The sequence below is a fragment of the Seminibacterium arietis genome (assembly GCF_042675725.1).
GTDB lineage: Bacteria > Pseudomonadota > Gammaproteobacteria > Enterobacterales > Pasteurellaceae > Seminibacterium > Seminibacterium arietis.
The window spans coordinates 28,488-54,053 of record NZ_JBHTJN010000008.1 but is presented as its reverse complement, the minus strand read 5'-3'; the positions used below and the strand labels follow the sequence as shown (position 1 = coordinate 54,053).

The following is a 25,566-nucleotide window of genomic DNA, read 5'->3' as shown; positions in this document are numbered from 1 at the left end:
GGCAATTTCCGAAAAGTGATAAGGATAAATAATGGAAAAACCGTGGTTTAAAAATTACCCCGAAGGGGCACCGTTTGAATTAGATACTTCAAAATATGAAAATATTTTGGATATGTTTGATAAAGCAATTCGTGAACACCCTGACCGAGCAGCATATGTTAATATGGGGCAAGTTTTGACATTTCGTAAGTTGGAAGAGCGTAGCCGTGCTTTTGCAGCCTATTTACAAAATGTATTAAAATTACAGGTAGGAGATCCTGTAGCATTAATGATGCCGAATTTATTACAATATCCTATTGCACTTTTTGGTATTCTACGAGCGGGGTTAACTATAGTTAATGTCAATCCACTTTATACTCCTCGTGAGCTAGAACATCAACTAAAAGACAGTGGTGCAAAAGCGATTGTTGTCGTATCAAATTTTGCCTCAACGTTGGAGAAAGTTGTTTTTAATACTAAAGTTAAGCACGTTATTTTAACTAGAATGGGCGATCAACTTTCTTTTGGTAAACGCACTTTAGTGAATTTTGTAGTTAAATATATCAAAAAGCTAGTGCCAAAATACAAATTACCGCATGCAGTGACTTTTCGAGAAGTATTAGCAATAGGTAAATATCGTCAATATGTGCGTCCTAGTGTATCTCGTGATTCTATTGCATTTTTGCAGTATACAGGAGGAACAACAGGTGTTGCAAAAGGAGCGATGCTTTCTCATGGAAATATTATTGCTAACGTTTTTCAAACAAAATGGATTGCAGAACCTTTTGTAGGAGATTGCAGCCGTGAACGTACAGCAGTGTTAGCCTTGCCTCTATATCATGTGTTTGCCTTAACTGTAAATTGTTTATTGTTTATTGAATTAGGTATAACTGGATTGTTGATTACAAATCCTCGAGATATAGATAGCTTTGTGAAAGAAATTAAAAAATATTCATTTGTGGCTATTACTGGAGTGAATACTTTATTTAATGCTTTATTAAATAATGAAAATTTCAAAGAAGTTGATTTTTCATCGTTAAAATTATCTGTGGGTGGGGGAATGTCTATTCAGCAATCTGTTGCAACTCGTTGGCATGAAATGACAGGTTGTAATATTATTGAAGGCTATGGTATGACAGAATGCTCCCCGTTAATTGCTGCTTGTCCAGTAAATATCACTAAACACGATGGTTCAATAGGTGTACCTGTACCAAATACTGATGTAAAAATTGTTCGTGATGATGGTTCAGAAGCTGAACTAGGTGAAGCAGGTGAATTATGGGTAAAAGGTGAACAAGTAATGCAAGGTTATTGGCAAAGACCTGAAGCCACTGCAGAAGTAATAAAAGATGGCTGGTTAGCGACAGGGGACATTGTGGTGATGGATCAGAATTATACGCTCCGCATTGTAGATCGTAAAAAAGATATGATTATAGTATCGGGTTTTAATGTTTATCCAAATGAAATTGAAGATGTCGTAATGTTAAACTACAAAGTATCTGAAGTCGCTGCGATTGGTGTCCCTCATGAAATTTCAGGAGAAACAATTAAAATTTTTGTTGTGAAAAAAGATGAAAGTTTGACTAAAGATGAGATTCGTCAACATTGTCGACAATACTTAACAGGATATAAGGTACCAAAAGAGATTGAGTTTCGTGAGGAGTTACCAAAATCCAATGTAGGTAAAATTCTCCGTCAAGTTTTACGCGATGAAGAAATTGCAAAACGTTCTGCCAATTAATAAAGCTAAGTATTTTAATTAAGGGCAAAATAAATTGCCCTTAATTTTTAATTTGATAATTTATTTTATGTCAAAACAGCAAAAAGAATTACAAAATTTACCGCACTTTGAAGTAATAGATTCAAATCAGCAATTAGTAAAAGCTTGTCAACAACTTTCGCAAAAAGATGCAATTGCATTAGATACTGAATTTGTACGAGAACGTACTTATTTTCCTAAATTAGGGTTAATTCAGCTTTATGGAGGAGAGAACGTTTATTTAATTGATCCCCTTAAACTTGATGATTTTTCGCCTTTTATTGACTTACTTAAAAATAAAAATGTAATCAAAGTATTGCATTCTTGCAGTGAGGATCTGGATGTTTTTCAACATTATTTTAAGCAAATGCCAAGACCAATCTTTGATACACAGATTGCAACTGCATTTTTAGGATTAGGACAATCAATGGGATTAGCAAATTTACTTAAGTATTATTTTTCTATTGATATTGATAAAGGAGCAACTCGTACTAATTGGTTGAAACGTCCACTAAGCCAATTTCAATTAAATTATGCTGCAGCAGATGTATGGTATTTGTTGCCCTTGTATCAACGAATTATGCAAGACTTGTTACAGACACCATGGAAAAGAGCGGTGGATTTTGATAGTCAATTAATGATAGAAAAGAAATTAACAATACAAAATCCTGATACAGCTTATTTGTCTATAAGTAATGCATGGCGATTGGATCAAGCTGCACTAATGCGATTAAAATTATTAGCTAAATGGCGATTTGAACAAGCTATTAAATGCAATTTACCATTGAACTTCGTTGTACGTGAGGCAAATTTATGGAAAGTGGCAAATGAAAATCCAACGCATACTAGTACACTTCTTGAGCTTGGTTTTTCTGTACAAGAAGTTCGCCGTTATGGGAAAAAAATCTTACAGCTTTTACATCAAGCAACGAATTGTGATGAGAAATATTTTCCACCTTTAGTGATTAATGTAAGCAAGCTACCTTACTTTTCGAAAATTGAATGTAAGCTACACCAAAAACTTAAAGAGCTTTGCCCTAAAAATTTGAATCATGAACTATTAGCCAGCCGACGAAGTTTAAATAATTTTATTAAATGGATATTAATTAAACAAGAAGATCCTAATTTTCTTCCTGATTTACTCCGTGATTGGCGAAAACCTTATGGTTTAAAATTACTTGATTATTTTCATGCATTAAAACAAGAATTAGAAGAATGCCATTAGCACAATACCGCACTATTAAAGTTAGAGAAAGTGCGGTGTTGATTATTGTTAAATTGGAATTGATGAAAAGAATACTAGTAATATAGGTGGTAAAATATTCGTAATGAACCCAAAACTAATAGCTAAAGGAACAACCTCAATGCCACCTGAGCGTTGAATAATTGGTAATGTACAATCTAAGGCAGTTGCTCCTGTAATGCCTACAGCAGTAGAACGATAATTAGTCATAAAAAATGGGATAATAAACAAACTTACAATTTCTCTTGAAAGATCATTAAAAAATGCGATACTACCGAACGCAGCCCCCCAAGCATTATTAATTGTAACACTAGAAAGAGAATACCAACCGAATCCAGAAGCAATAGCTAAGCCTTGTGTTATTGGGAGTGCTAAAATATAAGCAGCGATAACGCCACCAACTAGTGAAGTTATGGTAAAAATTAACCCAGTATGAATTCCCCGTTTGTTCAAAAAAACTTCTCGTATTCCAATACCGTTATTACGCAATTGTAAACCAACAAAAAAGATTAAAATAATCAATGCATAAGTACTTGTACCAAAAGGAAGTGCGATCCAATTTTTACTAAAAAATCCAATTAAAAAACCAATAATAACCATTGAACAGAGTTTGGCACTGTCTAAAAGAGATTTCCAGCGAGAGGGTATATCTGTCTTTGACCGTTTTAATGGAGCAGGATAAAATTTATCGTAACTAATTAATCCAATCATATTTAGCCCTTGCGTACATACTGCAAAAGTGAGAGCTGAAATACCAATAATTGGCAACTGGGTAGCTAAGTTTTCTAGTTGACCAAGGGCAAATCCCATTAAAAATAAAATGATATAAAGTAAAATCATCATTGAATAGTTGATCCAATGTAACAGGGTAGTATTTTTCGTTTTGATTAAATAACCTAAAAACATAGGGGCTAATATAATCAACAAACCGTTAAGCATGATATTTTCCTTTTTATATGAGATAAAAAAGGAAAGTGCGGTACTTTCCTTTTAAATTTTTAAACCACATTTAATTAATAGAATAATAGCCCCCCATTGAGCTATAAACTGCATTTTCACTTTGAATTAAGTTATATTTAGCATCCAAGATTGCTAATTCAGATCGTTTTTCCATATTTGCCGCATTAAGCCAATCTTTAAGCTCTGCAATTCCTGCATTATAACGATTTCTATAATATTGAGTAATACGCATATTGTAATTATGAGTTTGTTTTAGATTAGCTAAATTTTGCTGTGCTTGAGTATAGGCAAAATAGTTTTTATCAATATCGTTTAATGCACTAGTAATACTTTGCTCAAAAGTTGCAAGTGCTACAGAATAATTTGCTTCGGAAATTTTAACATTCCATTTTACAGTATTCCAACTTAGGAACGGTAAATTGACTTTTATTAAACCACTTGCAATAGGTGCTTCAAAAGTATTGTCAACTTTATTTCCTTTTGAACTCAAGCCAGCTGCCAGCGTAATACTTGGAAACCAACTTTTCTGCATTGCTTTCGCATTTTTAAATGCTGAGTTTAAACGGTATTGCATCGCCTTGACATCAGGACGATTAGCGATTGTTGAAAATGGGACATTCAAGTTTATCCCCACATTTTTAACGCTAAGAATTTTAGGATAATTGATATTTAACGCATCATTAGGTTTAAGATTAAGTAAGTCTCGCAACATTGTTTCAGCGACTTTTCGTTGGGTTTGATAACCAATTAACATATTACGAGCGGTTAAAACAGCTTGTTGTGCCTGATCCGTGCTTGCACTATCAGCAAGTCCGAGATTCAATTTATTATGCATGATATGATTAATTTTCGAATAATATTTAATCGTTTGTTCAGTTACTTTAATAGCATCATTTAAGTAAGCAAGACGATAATAAACTGTAACGATAGAATTTATTAAAGAAATTCGAGCGGCTTCTAAATCTTTAGCTGTTGCTGCATGAGTCCACTCTGCAGCTGAGGCTGAATCAGCTAAATTTCGCCACAGGTCTAGCGTATAGCTCACATTTAAAGATCCCTCATGAATAGTCAATGAATTTCCGCCAATGTGAATATTTTTACTCGCCGATGATCCTAGCACACCAGTAAAATTAGGGACTAATGCAGCACCTAGTAAATTTGCCTTATACAAAGCGATATTCACTGCAATAGCTGCTTTTGCTAGGTCTTTATTATTCGCTAATCCCTTTTCAACTAATTGGTTAAGCTGAGAATCTTGATAAAGTGTCCACCAGTTTTCTTGAATTTTATATTGTTTTGTAAGTTCTTCATATTGTTGGAAATCCGCTTGAGATGCCTGATAAGAATGATCAATATTAGCACAACTTACCAATAGAATTGATGTTGCTATGGCAAAAGAAATTTTTGAAACCTTCAGCATAATTATGTCCTTAAGTGTATTACAAAGTGCAGTAAATATAACCACTTCATCTTTATATAACAGCTTTGCAAATTGTAGCAAAAAATCTGTTTTTGTCTATTTAACTGTAATCTGAGTAATTGTATGTTACAACTAAATGAATGTTCGTTCATTTGATAAAAAATTTTATCATGAATTTATTCAAAATCAACCGCACTTTTGTGTGGTTTCTTTGTATTATCAAAGCAAACAAGGTAGAATAGAAAAATTTTTACAATATGACTAAGATAAAATTTAAGATTTGAGGCTAGAATGAGTGAAATTGATATAGCAGAAAGTACGGAGCATCGTCCAAATAATTTTATTCGCCAAATTATTGATCAAGATTTGGCTAGCGGTAAACATAATAATGTATATACTCGCTTTCCTCCTGAACCTAATGGCTATTTACATATCGGACACGCAAAATCAATTTGTTTAAATTTTGGTATTGCTGAAGATTACAATGGTTTGTGTAACTTGCGTTTTGACGACACCAATCCCGTTAAGGAGGATGTAGAGTATGTCGAATCAATCAAACAAGATGTTGAATGGTTAGGTTTTCACTGGCAGGGACAACCTCGTTATGCTTCTGATTATTTCGAACAACTTTATAGTTATGCAATAGAGTTAATTAAAAAAGGTCTAGCTTATGTTGATGAATTATCACCAGATGAAATTCGTGAATATCGAGGTACATTAACGACAGCAGGTAAAAATAGCCCTTATCGTGACCGCACTATTGAAGAAAATTTGAAACTATTTGAAAAAATGAAAAATGGTGAATTTGCAGAAGGTGCTGCTTGCTTGCGAGCTAAAATTGACATGGCATCTCCGTTTATGGTCATGCGAGATCCTGTCATTTATCGGATTAAATTTGCAACTCATCATCAGACTGGTGATAAATGGTGTATTTATCCAATGTATGATTTTACTCATTGCATTTCTGATGCGATTGAAAGAATTACTCATTCTTTATGTACGTTGGAATTTCAAGACAATCGTCGTTTATATGATTGGGTATTAGAAAATATTTCAATTGAACGACCACTACCAAATCAATATGAATTTTCACGTTTGAATTTAGAATATACTCTCACTTCAAAACGTAAGTTATTGAAATTAGTTCAAGACGGTATTGTAGACGGTTGGAATGATCCTAGAATGCCAACGATTTCAGGCTTGCGTCGTCGTGGTTATACGCCAGCTTCTCTACGGGAATTTTGTCGTCGTATTGGCGTAACTAAGCAAGATAATGTAGTAGAATACAGTGCATTAGAAAGCTGTATTCGTGATGATTTAAACAACAATGCTCCGCGAGCAATGGCTGTATTAAATCCGCTGCGAGTAGTTATTGAAAATTTACAAAATAGTGAAATTTTAACCGCACCTAATCATCCAAATCGAGAAGAATTAGGTCATCGGCAAATTCCTTTTGGACGAGAAATTTATATTGATCAAGCGGATTTCCGTGAAGAGGCAAATAAACAATATAAACGCCTTGTATTAGGTAAGGAAGTGCGACTACGTAACGCTTATGTAATCAAAGCTGAACGTGTAGAAAAAGATGAGGATGGCAATATTATTTGTGTATATTGCACTTATGATCCACAAACTCTAGGAAAAAATCCAGCAGATGGTCGTAAAGTAAAAGGTGTGATTCATTGGGTATCTGCAACAGATAATTTACCAGCAGAATTTCGACTTTATGATCGCTTATTTTTAGTCGCAAATCCAAGTATGGCAGAAAATATTGACGAAGTATTAAATCCTAATTCCTTGGTAATCAAACAAGGTTTTGTTGAAAAAAGTCTACAAAATGCAGTAGTGGAAAAATCCTATCAATTTGAAAGAGAAGGGTATTTCTGTGCTGACAGTAAAGATAGTAGGGAAGATCACCTAGTTTTTAATTTAACAGTAACTTTAAAAGAAGGTTTTTAATCCATTAAACTTAACGTGTAGTAAAAATTAAAAAATTTACCGCACTTTGTTAGCTATTAATGACTATTTCTATAGGATAGAGCCGTAACGTTATGCAATTAAGTACAAATTTTTGGCAAACAAAATCACTTACTGAAATGAATGAAACTGAGTGGGAAGCACTTTGTGATGGCTGTGGAAAATGCTGTTACCGAAAATTTATTGAAGGACGAGGTAAAAAACAACGACTTTATTTTACTCGAATTGCTTGCAATTTACTGGATTTAGAAACGGGAAAGTGTCGTAATTACTCTCAACGATTTAAATTAGAATCTGATTGCACTAAATTGACGATAAGAAATTTAGCTGATTTTAAATGGCTACCAAAAACTTGTGCTTATCGTCTATTATATGAAAATAAACCTCTTTTTGATTGGCATCCATTGATTTCAGGGAACTTTAATAGTGTTAAGCAAGCTGGAATTTTAATTGATAATGGCATTCACGAAGATGATGTTATAGATTGGTTTGATTTTATTATTGAGTGAATAAGTTGTAGTTAGTTAAAATTGAAGATAGAAGTGCGGTTAAATTTTAAAAAATTAACCGCACTTTTTTGTTATTTCTCATTTCTATTAGTTTTCTTATTTTTATACCATTTCCAAAATAAAAATAACGCAAGTAATGCAACAAAAATATAAATGATAAATTGCCCCTTTTGAACTTGCGTATGAAGCCAATCTAAATTGCTTGCACCGAAATAGCCTAAGTAAATCCAAATAGGGACAGAAATAATGGCTGCAAAAAAATCAATTAATAAAAAACGAATAAAACTAACTCGTCGAGTAATTCCAGAAACCATGTAAATTGGTGCACGTAAACCAGGTAAAAATCGAGCAGTAAATAAAACTCTGTTGCCGTATTTATCAAATTGCGTTCTTACCATTCTCAATCGTTTTAGAGTTAAAATTTTTCGCATTGGACGAAAACGAAGAATTTTTATACCATAAATACGCCCTAGCCAATACATAGTGCTATCACCAATTAATACACCGAGCATACTGATAACAAGCATGATATGAGGGTTGGTATAGCCTAAACCAGAAATAACTCCACCAGAAACTAAAGTAATATCTTCAGGAATAGGAACACCGAAACCACAGATGATCAATACAAAGAGAACAGCAAAATAACCAAAATCAGTAAAAAAACGAATTAATAACTCCATTTAAGTCCTATATTAATATCTTGAAAATAATCACAATAACCCTTATTTTATCTAGTTTTATATAAATATCTATAAAAACTTGTTATTTATGAATTTTGTTTGATTTAATACAATAAATTTATTATAATTCCGCTCCTCAATCTTGTTCGAGTTTGGGAACTAGTTTTGTGAAACCGCTGGGTCGCCTGTGGTTTTTGATTGTAAATTTAATAAAGAGAATTTTAAAATGACATTTAAATTTAATGCTGAGATTCGTTCATCGCAAGGTAAGGGTGCGAGCCGCCGCCTGCGTCACAATGGTCAAATTCCTGCTATTGTATACGGTGGTTCAGAAGCTCCTGTTTCCATCGTATTAAATCATGATGATTTAAATAATGCTCAAATACATGAGAATTTTTATAATGATGTAATTACGTTGGTGATTGATGGTAAAGAAGTTGCAGTAAAAGTACAAGCAATGCAACGTCATCCATTCAAACCTAAATTGATTCACGTTGACTTTAAACGTGTATAGTTTTTAAATCAAATTTTAGAGAAAACCACTGCTAAATAGCGGTGGTTTTTTATTGGATAAATTTTATCGTGCATTTTAACTAAAAAAATGGAAAAATTAACTTCTTTAATTAACTTCTTTTCAAAAACAAGAACTGATGGGATTTTATTGTGAAACAACATTTTCTAGCAAAATTATTTAATTTTAAAGCTAAAAATACAACATTGAAAACAGAAATTGTAGCTGGGATTACTACTTTTTTTACAATGGTGTATGTAGTATTTGTTAATCCCTCTGTATTAGGTGATGCAGGAATGGATAAACAAGTAGTGTTTGTTACTACTTGTTTAATTACCGCTTTAGGGACTATCGCGATGGGATTATTTAGTAATTTGCCTATTGCTCTTGCACCAGCAATGGGATTGAATGCTTTTTTTGCTTATGTAGTAGTAGGTAAATTAGGCTATTCTTGGCAAGTTGGCATGGGAACCATTTTTTGGGGTTCAATTGGCTTATTATTATTAAGTTTGTTTCAAATCCGCTATTGGTTAATGTCATCTATTCCATTGAGTTTGCGAGTAGGGATTGGAGCTGGTATTGGCTTTTTTATTTCTTTGATTGGTTTTAAAAACATGGGGTTAATAGTAGCTAATCCTGCTACATTACTCGCATTAGGTGAGTTACATAATTCACAAGTATTAATGGGAATTTTAGGCTTTTTTATCATCGTAGTGCTAGCTGCTAGAAATATTTACTCAGGAGTTCTCATTTCTATTACTGTAGTAACTACACTTGCACTTATATTTGATAACAATGTAGTATTCAACGGAATTTTATCATTGCCACCAAGCTTATCTCCTGTCATAGGTGAAGTAGATATTATAGGTGCGTTAGATACCGCACTTTTCGGTATTATTTTTTCTTTTTTATTAGTTAACTTATTTGATTCATCTGGTACATTACTTGGTGTAACTGATAAAGCAGGTATCAGTGATGAACACGGGCGTTTCCCAAATATGAAACAAGCTTTATATGTTGATAGTGTTAGTGGAGTAGTAGGATCTTACATTGGTACATCAGCGATCAGTACTTATATTGAGAGTGGAGCGGGGGTTTCTGTTGGTGGACGTACAGGAATGACTGCCGTAGTAGTTGGATTATTATTTTTACTGACAATTTTCTTTTCACCTTTAGCGAGTTTAGTTCCTCCATATGCTACCGCTGGTGCGTTAGTTTATGTGGGAATTTTAATGGCTTCGAGTTTAATTCGAGTACAATGGCAAGATCTAACAGAAGCTACTCCTGCTTTTATTACGGCAGCAACAATGCCATTTACATACTCCATTACTGAAGGAATTGCATTTGGTTTTATTAGTTATTGTATTATGAAATCTTGCACAGGACGTTGGAAAGAAATTAACGCACCAGTTTGGGTTGTTTCATTACTATTTATTGCAAAATTTGCTTGGGTTGGTTAAAGTAAGATAATTTTAAAACGAAGATAGGTTTATTGTCTTCGTTTCTTTTAATTTTTTAACCGCACTTGAGTTTATGAAAAAAGCTGAACCACTAAATCCAATAACAATTCCATTAAATACGTTCAATTTAATCGAAGCTTCTGCTGGTACAGGTAAAACGCATACAATTGCATCGCTTTATATTCGGCTATTATTACAAGCAGGCCAACAAAATTTTCCACATCCTTTGAGTGTCGAACAGATTTTAGTTGTTACTTTTACAGAAGCAGCAACACAAGAACTACGTAAACGAATACGTGAGCGAATCTATGATACGATACAACATCTTAAAACTTATCAGCGAGAAAAAAATAAATCTTTTTTTAAAAATGACTCTTTTCTAATTGAATTAGTTGATTATATTCCAGATATAAAACAAGCCATTAACAGATTAATTCTAGCAGAACAAAATATGGATTTGGCGGCAATTTATACAATTCATGGTTTCTGTCACCGAATGTTAATGCAATATGCTTTTTATTCTAGTACTCATTTTGACCTTGAATTAATTACAAATGAAAGTATTTTGCTTGAGCGAGTTGCAAATGAATTTTGGCGAGATAATTTTTATTCGCAGTCTGTTTATGTTGCAGATTTTGTTTGTAGAAGTTTAGAAACACCAAAACAACTGATTCAAAAAATATATAAATATATTTCATCAGAAAAATTAATTCCATTTACACAAAAAGAAGAATTGTTAAAATTATCTTTACAACAGTATTTACACTATCTAGATAGTGAAAGTAGATCTATTTTAGATTTCAAAAAACAATGGTTGCAAAAAGAATCTCAATTAAAAATTTTTTTAGAAAAAAATAAAGAACACATTAAAGGAACTAGTTATAAAGCTTTATTAAATACTAAAGAAATTACAGAGTGGGCAAATAGTTTTCAACTAAAATTACCAAAACGTTTAATTGAACACTTCACTCGTTCAGCAATTGAAAAGAAAATTAAAAAAGGCGGTAATCAAATTTCTCACTTTTTGTTTGACTACGCAGAAAAATTGCATGAAAAAGAGAGTTCTTTTCCTATTAAATTAAAAGAAGATATTTTACTCTATCATTGTATTGTTGCGATTAAACAAAAATTAATTGAGTATAAAAATGATCACAAGCAAAAAGGTTTTAATGACTTATTAAGGTTAGTTAGAGAGAGTTTATATAATAGAAAAGGTGAAACATTAGCACAACTTATTAGTTGTCAATATCCTTTTGCTATGATTGATGAATTTCAAGATACTGATGCACAACAATATGATATTTTTTCAAAAATTTATATTGAAAAAACACAAATTGACAAAGGTTTTATTATTATTGGAGATCCTAAGCAATCTATTTATAAATTTCGTGGTGCTGATATTTTTACTTATCTGAAAGCAGCAAAACAAGCAGAACAACATTTTACTCTAGTCAATAACTGGCGTTCTAGTGAGCAGCTTATTGACTGTGTTAACGCACTATTTGATTTTCAACAACCACCTCCATTTTTATTTGATCAAATCAAATTTTCTTCTGTTAAAGCTGGACAAAAAAAATTACCTTTTATTTTAAATAATGAAATTGAGCCAGCATGCCGAATTTATTTGAGTGAAAAAAACAGTAAAGAGGATCTTGCAAAATCTTGTGCAATGTCGATTTATCAATGGTTAAAAAGTGCGGTACAAAAACAGGCTATAATTAATAACGAGATACTACAAGCGAAAAATATTGCAGTATTAGTTAGAAATATATATGAAGCAGATTTGATCCGAAATGAATTACAAGAATTGGGAATTCCTTCAGTATATTTATCAGATAAAGGTAATGTATTTAATAGCCAAACTGCACAAGATTTAATATTAGTTTTGACAGCTTGCCTTAATCCTTTTAATGAACGTAATATTCTAAATGCTATTTCTACAGCTTTATTCTGTCGTGACTGTGCGAATATTTATAATACTAAACAAAATGAAACTTATTGGGAAGAAACTGTAGCCAGATTTATCAACTATCGCTATATTTGGCAACAACAGGGTATACTAGTGATGTTGCATCAATTATTGTTTACTGAAAAATTAAGTGAAACTTTACTGAGTCTACCTAAAGGCGAAAGAATCATTACAGATTTCTTACATTTAAGTGAATTACTACAACAAGCAAGTATAACTAATGAAAATGAAGCAGGATTATTACATTGGTTTAAAACTAAAATTAAAAGCGTGGATCAATTTGACGAAAATATTCGTTTAGAAAGCGAACGAGAACTTGTTAAAATTGTGACTATACATAAATCAAAAGGATTAGCTTATGATATTGTATGGTTACCTTTTATTGGTATATCTTCAAAAGAAAAAATTGATGACATTGCTACTTATTATTCTGAACAAGCTGAAAGTATTTTATGGGATATTGATAAACAGAATAATGAATTAGTACAAAAAGAAAAACGAGCTGAAGAAATGCGGTTACTTTATGTTGCATTAACTCGAGCTAAGTATCAAATTGTATTAGGATTACCTAAATATTTTGATAATACTACATGGAATAGCTTATTGTATGCTTTAACGCAAGGAAATCACAGTGAAGAAACAACAATAGAGGTAGAAAAGTTAATATTATCTTGGCAGAATAAAATAGGGAATAATCAAATAGTTTTTGGTAAAACAGATAATTTAACTTCAATAAAAATAACACAATCAAAAGATAATATATCAAACTTAGAATTATTACCTGCTACTTTTACTAATACTATTGAACATAATTGGATGGTAACTAGCTTTACAAATATTGTGCATAAACATGAGCAATATAAATATCGAACAAATACACAAGATATAATTTCAGATAAAGTACTTTTTGATGAAGCTAAGGATTATGATATAGAACAAGAGGTTAATCAAAATATCGTAACAGAGAACTTTTATCCTTTAAATTATTCACCTTTTGATTTACCTTGTGGAGCAAAAATAGGAACAGAATTGCACTATTTATTTGAAAAAATAGATTTTACGCACTCTATTGATAAAAAAGATATTATGCAAATATGCCATCGATTACAGTTAGATGAATCTTGGATACCTATGCTAGCTCAATGGTTAAATACTATATTAGATACACCTTTAACATCCTCAGAAACAGAAATAAAATTAAATCAAATTACAGCAAAAAATTGCATAAAAGAAATGCCTTTTTATCTAAAATTAAAACATAAATTTGACGTTAAAAAATTCAATGAGATTTTAAATGAACATCATCATTTACCCTCAGAAAAATTAAATAATGAAGGAATTGACAAGATTCAAGGTATGCTTAGAGGATTTATTGATTTAGTAATTCGCCACAATGGAAGATACTATTTAATAGATTATAAATCTAATTTTCTCGGTAAAGGAGAAGAGTATTATAGTGATGCCAGAATAAAGCAAGCAATGATAAAACACCATTATGATTGGCAATATTTATTTTATAGCTTAGCATTACATCGTTATTTAACTCAGCGAGATTCAAATTATCAGTATGAGAAAAATTTTGGAGGAGTGATTTATTTATTTTTAAGAGGAATGAACGGTATAAATAATAATGGTATTTATTTTGATAAGCCTCATCATCATTTAATTGAAAAATTAGAGGATTTATTTTAAATGCTTTCAATATTAGAACAGTTGGAAAAACAGGATATTATCAGCCAAGCAGATTATTATTTTGCTAAGTTAATTGCAAATAAACAAGAACCGTTTAACTATCCTGATAAGATTAAAAATCTGGCAATATTACTGGCCGCACTTTGCAATTATAATTATCAACAAGGTCATACTTGTTTAGTATTAGAAAAAAATCTTCTTAACAGATTCTTTTCAGTAAATTCAAATTCTCAATCAATACTTTCCGATATTCAAGAAAAAATTGATCATTTAGCACCAGATCAATGGAAACAAACATTATCCGATCACATTGCTTTTACATCAAATCCTTTAGAACAGTTAGCTCCTTTAGTTTTTCAATTTGATGCGTTGTATTTTTATCGTGCATGGCAAGACGAATACTGTATTGCAAAATATTTGTTTTCAGCAGTAAATAAACAAGTAAATTTTAATCAGGAAATTTTAAATTATTCTGAAATCAAAGTAATTTTAGATAAATATTTTCCTTCGTTGCAATCTAATAAAATAGATTGGCAAAAAGTTGCTGCTACAATTGCAATATGTCAACCTTTTTGTTTGATCACTGGCGGACCAGGTACTGGAAAAACAACAACTGTTGCTCGTATTTTAGCTATTCTGCAAAGTCTACATAAATTAAAATATAAAGATGATTCAGAGTTACGTATAAAATTAGTTGCACCTACAGGTAAAGCTGCTGCTCGTTTAACAGAAAGTATTACTGCTCAACTTAATAATATTGATAAACAAATTGCTTGTACAATTCCAACACAGGCGGAAACACTTCATAGATTATTAGGTATTCGTTTTTATGAAGAAAAAACAACGTACCATGATAGAAATACATTACCTATTGATATATTAGTAGTTGATGAAGCCTCAATGATTGATTTATCTTTAATGGCAAAATTATTGCGGGCATTAAAACCACAAACAAAATTAATTTTATTAGGCGATAAGGATCAACTCGCTTCAGTAGAGGCTGGTGCAATATTAGGAGAGTTGGGTAAATTTACTGTTCAAGGATATACTGCGGATCTAGTAGATTATATAAAACAGACTACAAATCAACCAGTTGAGATCATAGATCTCGGAAATCCAATTCAAAATTGTTTATGCAATTTAGTTGAAAGTCGACGTTTTCATCAACAATCTAAGATTGGTCATTTAGCCAAATTAGTCAATTCAGCTCAAGGTAAACAGAGTTGGAAGATGATTCAGGACGATAGTGCAGATATTAAATCTGAAATTCAACTAATTAATTTTGATTCACTCGTAACAGACGATCTCAAAGAAAAAGAGTATCAAAAATATGTTGAAATTTGTGTAAATACTATAGTAAATAATGCGGCAGAAAACTACCGCACTTATCTAGAACTAATAAAAGAAATAGAAAAAAATAATGTTCTTTTAGAGGAATATCATCTTAAACAAATTTTTGATTCATTTAATAAAATTAGATATTTAACCGCACTTAGAATCGGTGAGTTAGGTAGCGAAAATTTAAATCAACGCATCACTGAAAAATTACAGCAATTAGGCTTATTGAATTTTAAACAACATACCGATTGGTTTACTGGTAAGCCAGTAATGATCACTCAAAACAATGCTAATGTTGGCTTATTTAATGGAGATATTGGCTTATATATTATCAGTAAAAATGAAGTAGGAGAGTCAAAAGGGTATTTTTGGTTTGAAAAAAATGATAATAATAAACAATTTAAGAAATATATCCCTAGTCGGATTCCAAAACATGAAACAGCGTTTGCAATGACTGTGCATAAAGCTCAAGGCTCAGAATTTAACCATGCAGTCTTAGTGTTACCAACAGAGCCTAGTGCTATTTTATCCAAAGAACTAGTCTATACAGGCATTACAAGAGCAAAAGAGCAAATTACTATATTTGCTAATCAATTAAGTTGGGAAAATGCGGTTAGCAAAAAAACTGAGCGACAGAGTGGACTAGAATATTTATTAAAAAATATGCTATCTATACATAAAAAAGATACAGATTAAATCTAAAAAGATTTTTAATTGTAGATAAAAAAATCAACGCATATTTGGAAATTAGTGTCTTGTTTATGGTAAAATACCAAATTATATTTATGTTGATATTTAAATGTCTCGGAGGATGAGATGACTAGTGCTGCAAGCAAACGTTCTATAATGACGCTTTTTTCAAATAAAACAGATATTTACTGTCATCAAGTACGGATTGTGTTAGCGGAAAAAGGGGTTGCTTATGATTCACAAACAGTTGATCCAAAAATTCCATCAGAAGACTTAATGGAACTTAATCCTTATGGAACTCTGCCTACATTAGTTGATCGTGATCTTGTTTTATTCAATTCTCGCATCATTATGGAATATCTTGATGAGCGTTTTCCACATCCGCCATTAATGCCTGTGTATCCTGTTTCTCGCGGTAAAAGCCGTCTATTAATGATGAGGATTGAGCAAGACTGGTATTCTATGCTACAAAAAATTGAGACAGTTTCAACAGAAAAAGAGCGTGATGATATATTAAATCAACTAAAAGAAGAGCTTTTAGCAGTTGCTCCTATCTTTAACCAAACTCCTTATTTTATGAGTGAAGAATTTAGTTTAGTAGATTGTTATATTGCTCCTTTATTATGGAAAATGCAGCAACTAGGCGTTGTATTTACAGGTGCAGGAAGTAAAGCAATAAAATCTTATATGGAACGAGTTTTTCAACGAGATTCTTTTTTACAATCAATTACTGAGTACACTCCTAGAAACTTGATGGATGATAAATAATGGAATTCAGATCGTCACCGAAACGCCCTTATATATTAAAAGCATATTATGATTGGTTAGTGGATAATGATTTTACACCTTATTTAATTGTAAATGCAGATTACGAGGGGGTTAAAGTACCTCTTGAGTACGTTAAAGATGGACAAATAGTGTTGAACTTATCACTAAGAGCTACTGGTAATTTGCAATTGACGAATGATTATATTCAATTTAATGCAAGGTTTAATGGTGAAATTCAGAATCTGTATATTCCTATGGGAGCTGCTTTAGCTATTTACGCTCGTGAAAATGGTGATGGCGTTATGTTCGAGCCTGAAATAGCGTATGAAAAATCAAATAATATCAAAAAAGAAAATCCGAAATTAAAATTAAATAAAATTACGAATAATAATCTTAATTCAAGCTCAAGTTTTGATAAAGAAAGAAAATCTCCTAATTTACGTATTATCACTAACAAGTCTAATTAACACAATTCATTAAAACTTTTTCATTTTCCTACCGCACTTTATGTGCGGTTTTTTATATTAATAATACAGAAGAGTAGAGTATTTAATTAAAACCAACAGTGACAATGTCACATAAGCCATAATAAAAAATAACAACTTTTAAACAAAAGTTACACCTCGTCTATTTATTTAACATAATATACATTATGCGAAGTTAGTTATAAGGTTATCAAAAGCTACGGGTTAAGTAAATCACAGACTTATGCACAGCATGTTTGCATTGCTAAAGCAAGATAAAATCTGTGTAGGGGTATTGATATTGTTTATGACTTTAAATAGTTATTAAATGGGTATATTGAATTGTCAATAAAACGTAAAGGTAAAAGCGTTATTGAAACTTAATGTGACATTGTCACTACATTATAAAAAACCGCACATAAAGTGCGGTAGGAAAATGAAAAAGTTTTTTTGATTATATTTAATTACATAACTTAGAGGCGTATTCATATAAATCTTTTAATAATTTTATGTTTTCAGCGTTGTTTTCATGTTCTCTTGCTAATCGACGAATTGACTCTTCAAATTGAGTCAAACTTTTTTCTAATTTTTGACGGCGATATTTATCCCACTTTACTTGCTCTGCTCGTGTCATTGTCTTATAGAAATGTCTAGCCCTAAAATGAAATAACAATTTTTCTATACGACTATCTTCAAAACATAACCTATGTTCTGCTAATTTTTTAGGATCTGTTTTAATAATGGAATGTAATATTTCCATATTACTTTTGTCATTTCGACTAAAAAATCCATTATAGAGTGCAGCTTCAATATCATCATCTTTAAAAATAATTTTCTCATTAAAAATATCCACAACTTTTTGGCGAATAGTTGTAGATTTGCGTAATTTTTCTAAATTCTCCAAACAGCGTTTGCGATTAATCCCCAACTGCTCTGCTCTGGTTGGACTTAGTGTTTTAGGTGGAGCTAAAAAAGGACTCTTATTTAAATGAACTAATTTTAAAGGTACTGGTAATTCTCCTATTTCTTCTAACTCTGATTTTTTAGTATATAAATTTTTTCTTAATTTTTCTGCTTGTTCAGTTAATAACGCATCAATATTGCTATCTAAATCACATACAATAATTGCATTTTGATTTGTTGGATGCCATTCTAAAGGAGCAATCCAAGAGCAATTAGCTCGATAATTCCCAAGCATTCCAGAAACATGAACTAATGGCTTTAATTCCGCTATATTTATCAGGGCATTTTCATGTCCTTTTTCATATATTTTTTCATTTATGATGTTTTTTTTGATTCGATGATTAAAGTGATAATTAAATAATTGGGGTTGTTTTTGTTTGATTAATTTTGCTAGCTCAATGGTTGCGTAAACATCCGCCATTGCATCATGAGCATTACTGTGTTCAATGTTGTTTACTTTAGTCAAATTTTCTAGCTTAAAAGAAGGTATATTTTGATCATCAAATGCCCAATTAATTCCTTCGGGGCGTAAAGCATAGCAAGCACGTACTAGATCTAATAAATCCCAACGTGAATTCCCATTTTTCCAACTATATTCATAAGCATCAAAAAAGTTACGATAAAACAAATAGCGAGTAAGTTCGTCATCATAACGAATATTGTTATAACCCATTATGCAAGTATTGGGACGACTAAATTCTTGTAAAATTCGTTCTGCAAATTCAGGTTCTGGAATTCCTTTTTCATTACATTCTTGAGGCGTTATTCCTGTTACCAATACAGCTTCAGGGGAAGGCAAATAATCATTAGTTTGTTTACAATATAAAATTATCGGTTTATCAATAATGTTAAAATCTTTGTCCGTGCGAACTCCAGCAAATTGAGCAGGTCTATCTTGAGCTGGATTAATTCCAAAACTTTCAAAATCATAGATAAAAAAGCTAAAATCATCGTTCATATTCATTCTTCTTTTATGCAGATTTACAGTTGTTCTCAATAGCTATAATAAAAATAAACATAGGATACTACAAATTCCAAGTGCAACGCCTACCCCATTAGTTTTACTAATTCGCTCTTTAAAAACTGTTGCACCAATAACTGTACCTAAACAAATTACACCAATATTCATTGCTGTGAACACTATCGTTGGATTTTGATTGAAACTTTGATGTGCTTTAATATAAAACAATATATTCATAAAGTTTAAAAAGCCTAGCATTATTCCATATAATAATCCTGATACTGTCCATGTTGTTTTTTTGATTAATAAATAGATAAAGGTAAAGCAAGCAGAAAAAAAGAATGAGATAAATAATACTGTAGGAAAATTACTTCCTGTTTTTGCTACTTGCTTAAATAAAATATCAATAATTCCATAACCAAGCCAAACTAGAATGAGTGTAACAGCTCCTTTTACAGTGTTGGTAGAAATATTTCCACTTGGTTTCAATAAAAGGAAAAATAATGAGAAAAATGCTAGAACAATACTCACTAAACGAGATTGACTAAATTGCTCTCCAAAAATTAAAAAGGATGCTGCAATAGGTAAAAACAAAGATAATCTTTGTGCTGCATCAGAACGGACTATACCCGCAAATTCAACGGCTTTTGCCATAATAATAAATACGGCAGGTAATAAAATACCTAATATGATAAATACAATAGATTGTTCACTTTGTATAATCACATCTGAAAATTGTAATCCTTTAAAGTCAGGCTTTAATAAAAAATATGATAATAAAATCGCCGTAATATAATTAAAAGCTATCATCTGTTCTACAATGAGGTTCTTCTTCCGAGCAACTTTCAATAAAGCCGAAACGGCTACGCTACATAAAATAGCAATAATAAGATTATGCATTTAATTTCTCCTGGTTAAAAACTTTTAAAAAATACTGTTCGACAATTTTCACTATAAGTAAAAGTGCGGCGAAAATTTTTGCTATTTTGACTCTACTCTATTTTTGTAATGTTCCAAATCCGCGCAACCCCACCACATGAACATATTCTTGATTATCTGAAATTTTTCGAACTAATTTATAAGTTGTACCTTTTTCAGGACTAATATTTTCAGGTGCTGCGATTAATAATTGCATATCTAAACGCTCGCATAATTCAAATAATGTAGAAATAGATTTTGCATCTAATCGAGCAGCTTCATCTAAGAATAATAAACGGCAAGGTATAATATCTTTACCTCGAATACGACGACTTTCTTCTTCCCAACTTTGTACTACCATCAATAAGATAGACATTCCCGTACCAATCGCTTCCCCTGTGGATAACGCACCACTTTCTGCCCGCAACCAGCCATCTGTGCCACGATAAACTTCAACTTCTAACTCAAGGTAATTACGATAATCTAGTAACTCCTCCCCTACAGTCTGAGCCGTGCGTTGTCCCATATCAATATGAGGATTTAGACGCTGATAAAGTTTTGCTATAGCTTCAGAAAAAGTTATACGATTATCGTTAAACAAATCTTGATGCTGTTCTTGATGATTAGATAAAGCATCTAATAACATTGCATGAGTATCTCTGATATTCACTACTAAACGCACAGATTTAACTTGCCCAAAGGAAATATTTTGTAATCCTTGATTAAGCATGCGAATGCGATTTTGTTCACGTTGAATCGTTTTTCGCATAATATTTGCTACACTTTTAGCACTAATTGATAACTTTTTCTCGCGTCCTTTTAGTTCATCAGTTAATCGAGAAAGCTCAATTTCCATTTGTTCAATGGCATCAATAGGATCATCAGTTTTGATAATATCTTGACGAATACGCTCACGTAAATGTTGATAAACTGCAATAAAGAACCGCACTTTGTTTTCAGGTTTACGGCTATCTTCAGAAACTCTTAAACTATCTCGTAAATATTCATTATCCATAACTGCCGTTCGTAATGCACCCAAAGCTTTATCAGACATAGAGCGTAATTCATCATTACTAAGATAAGCTAATTCACGGCGATTTAACCGTTTTTCTACATCAGCATGACGAGAAAGCCATAGCACAGCACACCAACTTACTTTCGCAGCTACAACTAATTCACGTTGAGTTTTATATTCTCGCTCTGCTTTACGAATACGGCGGTTGAGATTTTCACTTTCACTTTCAATTAAAGTTAATTGTTTTTCAATGTAGCTACGGCGTTGTCGTCTAGTAGAAAGTTGTTGATAAAGTTCATCTTTCCTTGTTTTTGCACGTTGCTCTGCATTTTGATCTGCTCGAACACCAAGTTGATGGACTTCTTCTAATAATTCCGTTAATACTTTATTTTTCTCATCAAAAGCACTACGTAAACCAATAAAAACTTGGTTATATTCAGAAAAACGAATTTGCTTTAATCGAACTTGTTCACGTTGTTGTTCACGCTCTTGTTGTAATTGCTCAAGTTTTGAACGAAGCTGTTGATTTAATCCCCCACTTTCTACACCTTGTTCATCTTTATAAGCGAAATGTGATTGACGTTGCACTACATCGGCTAAAGCAAATAATCGCTGTTGCACCTGCTTCTGCAAGCTAACTAATTGATCATAGTCTGCTTTTAACTGCTCATAATTTTCAGGTATAGCTTGCAGAACATTCGCTATAGGCTCTAATTGTGACAATGTCACGCTATGTTTACGAATAAAAAATTCATCTTGTTCTGCTAAATCTAGCTGTTCTTTACATTCATCAATACGATCTATTAAATCAGTATCATCTACTAAGCTAAATTGTGGTGCTAATTTATTTAATAGTTGAATTTTTTCTTTTACATCATCTAGTTGATTTCGTAATTGTTGCTCTGTAGCAGAAAGTGCGGTAAGTTTTCGATCTATTTCACTACGTTCATTGTATAATTCCGCCATCTGCTGTTCGGGATCTGGTTGAAATGCTAACGCTAAATGTAAACCAATAAACTGGCTAAAATGTTCATGTAATCGTTGGCATTTTTGCACATCAAAAGCACATTGTGCATAATTTTCCGCAATTTCATCACGTTGTGCCTGTAAAGATTCCAAATGTTTTTCACGAGCCGCACGCCCAAATAATGGAATTTCAGGAAATTTAGAATAGCGTAATTCACGATTAGATACTTGCACTACCACACCAAATTGTAATTCTTCCGCAACAAGCACACTTTCATCAAAAGCACTAGGATCGCCTTCAATTAAGTATAAATCATCAGGACAATCTTCAAGTTGAGATAATTGATCTTTTATAGCTGCTAAATCTCTAACGACAATAGCATGGCGAGCAGGTCCATACAAAGCAGAAAAATAAGGAGCATCTTCAAATGGTAAATCATCATATAACTCAGATAACAACACACCACCAAAACGTTCCGCAAGTAGATTTAAGCGAGCATCTTCTGAACCATCAGGTTGATTCAAACGAGAAATTTGTTCTTCTAATTGCTTATGCTTTAAGTCTAATTGATCTCGTTGTATAGTCAATTCACGTTCTTTCGCTAATAATGACTGCATAAAATTCATTACGTCTTGGCTATCACAAAATTCACTATTACTTTGCTCTTGTAAACGTTCTAATGCAGATTGAGCTGTCAGCCACGCTGGAGCTTTTTGCGTTTTTTCTTCATAAAGTGCGGTCAATTGTTCTCGTTTTTGTTTTAAAATAGAACGCTCTTCTACTTGTTGTGCTAGTTCATCTGATAAAGTTTCAAATAAAGCTTCTTGTTCAGAAAAATAATCCTCTAACTCATCTGCACTTGTCAGATTTAATGTTGTACGTTGATTAAATTCTTTTAATAAACGAACCGCACTTTGTTGTTGCTGTTGACGTTTTTCTAAATCATGTAATTTAGTTCGTAGCTCTGGTGCAAGTTGAGCTTGAACACGTTGTGATGGTAATTCAGCAAACAAAGTTTTTGCTTGTTCCCATGCCTCAGAACGAGATACTTCCCCTGCAATTTTACACAATAATTGGTAAGCTTTATCAAACTGTGTTTTTGCAATTTCAGATACAGATAGTTGTTGTTCAAAATCAAGTCGCTTGTGCGTTAAATCTTCATTTTGAGCTTCAAATTCATGATAATAATCATCAATATTTTTACTGGATAAATCCGATAATCCACACAATTTTTTTGCTCTTTCAAGGGCTTGCAACGCTTGCTGATATTGTAAAGCTCGGGTTTGTTGAGCATCGAGGGCCTGTTGATAATCTGCTAATTGATTACGTAGCTGATCAATGTTTTCTTCTAATTCTTCTAATCGTAACAGGCTTTCTTCTTGTTGCTCATTAGCCTCTTCAACTACAATTTTTTGCTCTTCCAATTTCTCTTGCAATACGGCTAGATCTTCTTGATAACGTGTGATTTTTTCTTGATGACGCAAAGCATTCATCACTAAATTTAAATGATCAACCGCACTTTGATAATCCACTTCTAAAGCGTGTTCATTTTCCTCTAATTCAGCCACTTCACGACTTAAATCTATCAACCTATGTTGCGATAAACTTTGTTCGGATTTTGCAATATACCATTCTTTTCTAGCAGCCAACACAGCTTCAATATTACTACGCCGCTCATTAACATGTCGCATATAATCTGATGCAACATAATTAGTCGTTTCTGTAATTAAATGTTTAAATAAATTACGATCAGATTGAGTCACTTTAATTGCTTCCAGTGTCATTCGATTTTCACGCAAAGCACTTTCCATGTCTTGAAAGGCTTTTTTGACACCTACATTTTCAGGTAGTAAATAGTCTCGCAAAGATCGAGTAATTGCACTGGAAATTCCACCATAAAGAGAAGCTTCAATTAATTTATAAAACTTACTACGTTCTGATGCCGAACGTAAGCGTTTGGGAATTAATCCTAAATCAAACATCATTGAATGATAATCAGTAATAGAATGATATTGTTTGAATTGTCCCCCAATTTCTTCAATTCTATCTTTAAGCTCAGTCAAATTTAGTACTCTAGCTTGCCGTTCATTTAAACTTTCTGTAAAAATAGAAGTTGGATTTATTGATAATTCTAAACCTTGAATAGAAAAAGTTTTTAAATCAACTTTTTTATCCCTACCCACTATTTGTTGAAGTCGAACGCCTACTAAAATTCGCTGATGACGTGAATTAAGAGTATCTAATACTGCATAACAAACGCCTGGTCGAAGTTTACCATGTAAACCTTTATCACGAGATCCACTAGTTGCTCCTGCTTCTGTAGTATTACGAAAATGCAATAATGTTAAGTCAGGAATTAATGCAGTAACAAATCCTGCCATAGTAGTAGATTTTCCTGCACCATTTCCCCCTGAGAGCGTAGTAACTAATTCGTCTAAGTCAAAAGTACGAGCAAAAAAACCATTCCAGTTAATTAAAGTTAAAGAACGAAACTTACCTCGTTTTACTTGAGACTGTATGGATTGTGACGATGCCACAAATGAAATTTCATCTTGCTCTTTTTCTTCTTTTTCTAATTCAAGATTATCTTCATTCCACATCATTCTTCTCCTTGTTCTTGCTCGTCAGTTTCATAAATTTCTTCATTTTTTACCGCACTTTTTTCTTGCTGTAAAGATTCTAGATTAGCGGCTTCCCCATCTCGAATCAAACGTAATTGTGCTTGCAATGGATCGTCCCCCGAACGCACTTCTGCACCGAAACGAAACACAGCCTCTGAAATAGTAAATTTATTACTATTTTGCTCCCCTACAGTATAAATCATACCTAAACGCCGTAAGCGATTTAATGCTGAACGCACTTTTTCTGCTAGTTTTTGCCGATCTAAATCAGAACCTGAAGAACGATGATTAATAGTTTTTAATAATTTATTTTCATCTGCTAAATTGAGTAACTCGTCATACACTTCTTGTGTAGAAAAAATACCTTGTTGAGCTAGGCGTTCAGGACTTAAATATAAATAACAAAGAACTTTACCAACTAACATCTCAATCTCGGTTAATACAGAACGAGCAATCAAAGTCGTTGCTTTAGGACGTAAATAGAAAAAACCTTCAGGTGCTCGAATCAATTCCACATTATAACGGCGATAAAATTGATCCATCTCTGTTTGGAAATCCATTAAAAATGAATGTTGATCTAACAGCTCTGTACCAATATGTCGTCCCGCTCGTAATTTACTGTCTACATCAGGAAATAAAGGATTAGCAATAGCTTGAGCCAGTTTAACGGAAATAATTTCTTGAATATTTTCTGTCATTGTG

General features: G+C 32.3%; 17 protein-coding genes. 10 read left to right on the top strand and 7 right to left on the bottom strand.

Annotated features, from left to right (window positions below; all coding sequences use genetic code 11):
- The first annotated feature begins 31 nt into the window (after positions 1 to 31).
- Positions 32 to 1,720, top strand: coding sequence for a long-chain-fatty-acid--CoA ligase FadD (gene fadD, locus ACFQ02_RS02855; RefSeq protein ID WP_380819064.1), 1,689 nt, complete (start codon positions 32 to 34; stop codon positions 1,718 to 1,720).
- Between the two features lie 67 nt (positions 1,721 to 1,787).
- Positions 1,788 to 2,963, top strand: coding sequence for a ribonuclease D (rnd, locus tag ACFQ02_RS02850; RefSeq protein WP_380819062.1), 1,176 nt, complete (start codon positions 1,788 to 1,790; stop codon positions 2,961 to 2,963).
- 48 nt (positions 2,964 to 3,011) lie between these two features.
- On the opposite strand, the gene ACFQ02_RS02845 is transcribed toward rnd, so the two are convergent.
- Together ACFQ02_RS02845 and tdeA are read right to left on the bottom strand one after the other, a co-directional pair.
- Entirely contained in the window at positions 3,012 to 3,920 is a 909-nt protein-coding gene (locus ACFQ02_RS02845) for a lysine exporter LysO family protein (RefSeq protein ID WP_380819059.1), read from the bottom strand.
- Between the two features lie 70 nt (positions 3,921 to 3,990).
- Complete coding sequence (gene tdeA, locus ACFQ02_RS02840) at positions 3,991 to 5,361, bottom strand: toxin/drug exporter TdeA (protein WP_380819056.1); 1,371 nt, start codon at positions 5,359 to 5,361, stop codon at positions 3,991 to 3,993.
- 291 nt (positions 5,362 to 5,652) lie between these two features.
- On the opposite strand from tdeA, the gene glnS reads away from it, so the two are divergent.
- Both glnS and ACFQ02_RS02830 read left to right on the top strand, forming a co-directional pair.
- Positions 5,653 to 7,320, top strand: coding sequence for a glutamine--tRNA ligase (glnS, locus tag ACFQ02_RS02835; protein WP_380819054.1), 1,668 nt, complete (start codon positions 5,653 to 5,655; stop codon positions 7,318 to 7,320).
- A 92-nt stretch (positions 7,321 to 7,412) separates the two neighbouring features.
- On the top strand, positions 7,413 to 7,847 hold the full coding sequence (locus ACFQ02_RS02830) for a YcgN family cysteine cluster protein (RefSeq protein WP_380819051.1): 435 nt from the start codon (positions 7,413 to 7,415) through the stop codon (positions 7,845 to 7,847).
- 71 nt (positions 7,848 to 7,918) lie between these two features.
- Here ACFQ02_RS02830 and ACFQ02_RS02825 read toward each other — a convergent pair whose 3' ends face one another.
- Entirely contained in the window at positions 7,919 to 8,527 is a 609-nt protein-coding gene (locus ACFQ02_RS02825; RefSeq protein ID WP_380819048.1) for a DedA family protein, read from the bottom strand.
- A gap of 226 nt (positions 8,528 to 8,753) precedes the next feature.
- Here ACFQ02_RS02825 and rplY point away from each other — a divergent pair, with 226 nt between their 5' ends.
- The 6 genes from rplY (at position 8,754) to ACFQ02_RS02795 (ending at position 17,422) form a co-directional block, all read left to right on the top strand.
- Positions 8,754 to 9,041 carry a 50S ribosomal protein L25 gene (gene rplY / locus ACFQ02_RS02820; RefSeq protein WP_380819045.1) on the top strand — a complete coding sequence of 96 codons (288 nt, stop codon included), beginning with the start codon at positions 8,754 to 8,756 and terminating at the stop codon, positions 9,039 to 9,041.
- 146 nt (positions 9,042 to 9,187) lie between these two features.
- Positions 9,188 to 10,498 carry an NCS2 family permease gene (locus ACFQ02_RS02815; protein ID WP_380819581.1) on the top strand — a complete coding sequence of 437 codons (1,311 nt, stop codon included), beginning with the start codon at positions 9,188 to 9,190 and terminating at the stop codon, positions 10,496 to 10,498.
- Positions 10,499 to 10,571: 73 nt separating this feature from the next.
- Entirely contained in the window at positions 10,572 to 14,159 is a 3,588-nt protein-coding gene (gene recB, locus ACFQ02_RS02810) for an exodeoxyribonuclease V subunit beta (RefSeq protein WP_380819043.1), read from the top strand.
- Entirely contained in the window at positions 14,160 to 16,193 is a 2,034-nt protein-coding gene (gene recD, locus ACFQ02_RS02805) for an exodeoxyribonuclease V subunit alpha (protein ID WP_380819040.1), read from the top strand. It begins immediately after the preceding gene.
- Between the two features lie 120 nt (positions 16,194 to 16,313).
- Positions 16,314 to 16,955 (top strand): stringent starvation protein SspA, encoded by a 642-nt coding sequence (gene sspA, locus ACFQ02_RS02800; protein ID WP_380819037.1) that lies wholly within the window; start codon positions 16,314 to 16,316, stop codon positions 16,953 to 16,955.
- The gene (locus ACFQ02_RS02795; protein ID WP_380819034.1) at positions 16,955 to 17,422 is read left to right on the top strand and encodes a ClpXP protease specificity-enhancing factor; all 468 of its coding nucleotides are present in this window, start codon (positions 16,955 to 16,957) and stop codon (positions 17,420 to 17,422) included. Before sspA ends, ACFQ02_RS02795 begins: the two co-directional genes overlap by 1 nt.
- A 457-nt stretch (positions 17,423 to 17,879) precedes the next feature.
- Here ACFQ02_RS02795 and sbcB read toward each other — a convergent pair whose 3' ends face one another.
- From sbcB to mukE, 4 genes are all read right to left on the bottom strand, one after another.
- Positions 17,880 to 19,340: an exodeoxyribonuclease I gene (gene sbcB / locus ACFQ02_RS02790; protein ID WP_380819032.1), complete on the bottom strand. Its 1,461-nt coding sequence runs from the start codon at positions 19,338 to 19,340 to the stop codon at positions 17,880 to 17,882.
- Between the two features lie 42 nt (positions 19,341 to 19,382).
- Positions 19,383 to 20,243 carry an EamA/RhaT family transporter gene (locus ACFQ02_RS02785; protein WP_380819029.1) on the bottom strand — a complete coding sequence of 287 codons (861 nt, stop codon included), beginning with the start codon at positions 20,241 to 20,243 and terminating at the stop codon, positions 19,383 to 19,385.
- Between the two features lie 97 nt (positions 20,244 to 20,340).
- Entirely contained in the window at positions 20,341 to 24,843 is a 4,503-nt protein-coding gene (gene mukB / locus ACFQ02_RS02780; RefSeq protein ID WP_380819579.1) for a chromosome partition protein MukB, read from the bottom strand.
- A complete protein-coding gene (gene mukE, locus ACFQ02_RS02775) occupies positions 24,843 to 25,562 on the bottom strand; it encodes a chromosome partition protein MukE (protein WP_380819026.1) in 720 nt (239 codons plus the stop codon). The genes mukB and mukE overlap by 1 nt, the downstream gene beginning before the upstream one ends.
- Between the last annotated feature and the right edge of the window lie 4 nt (positions 25,563 to 25,566).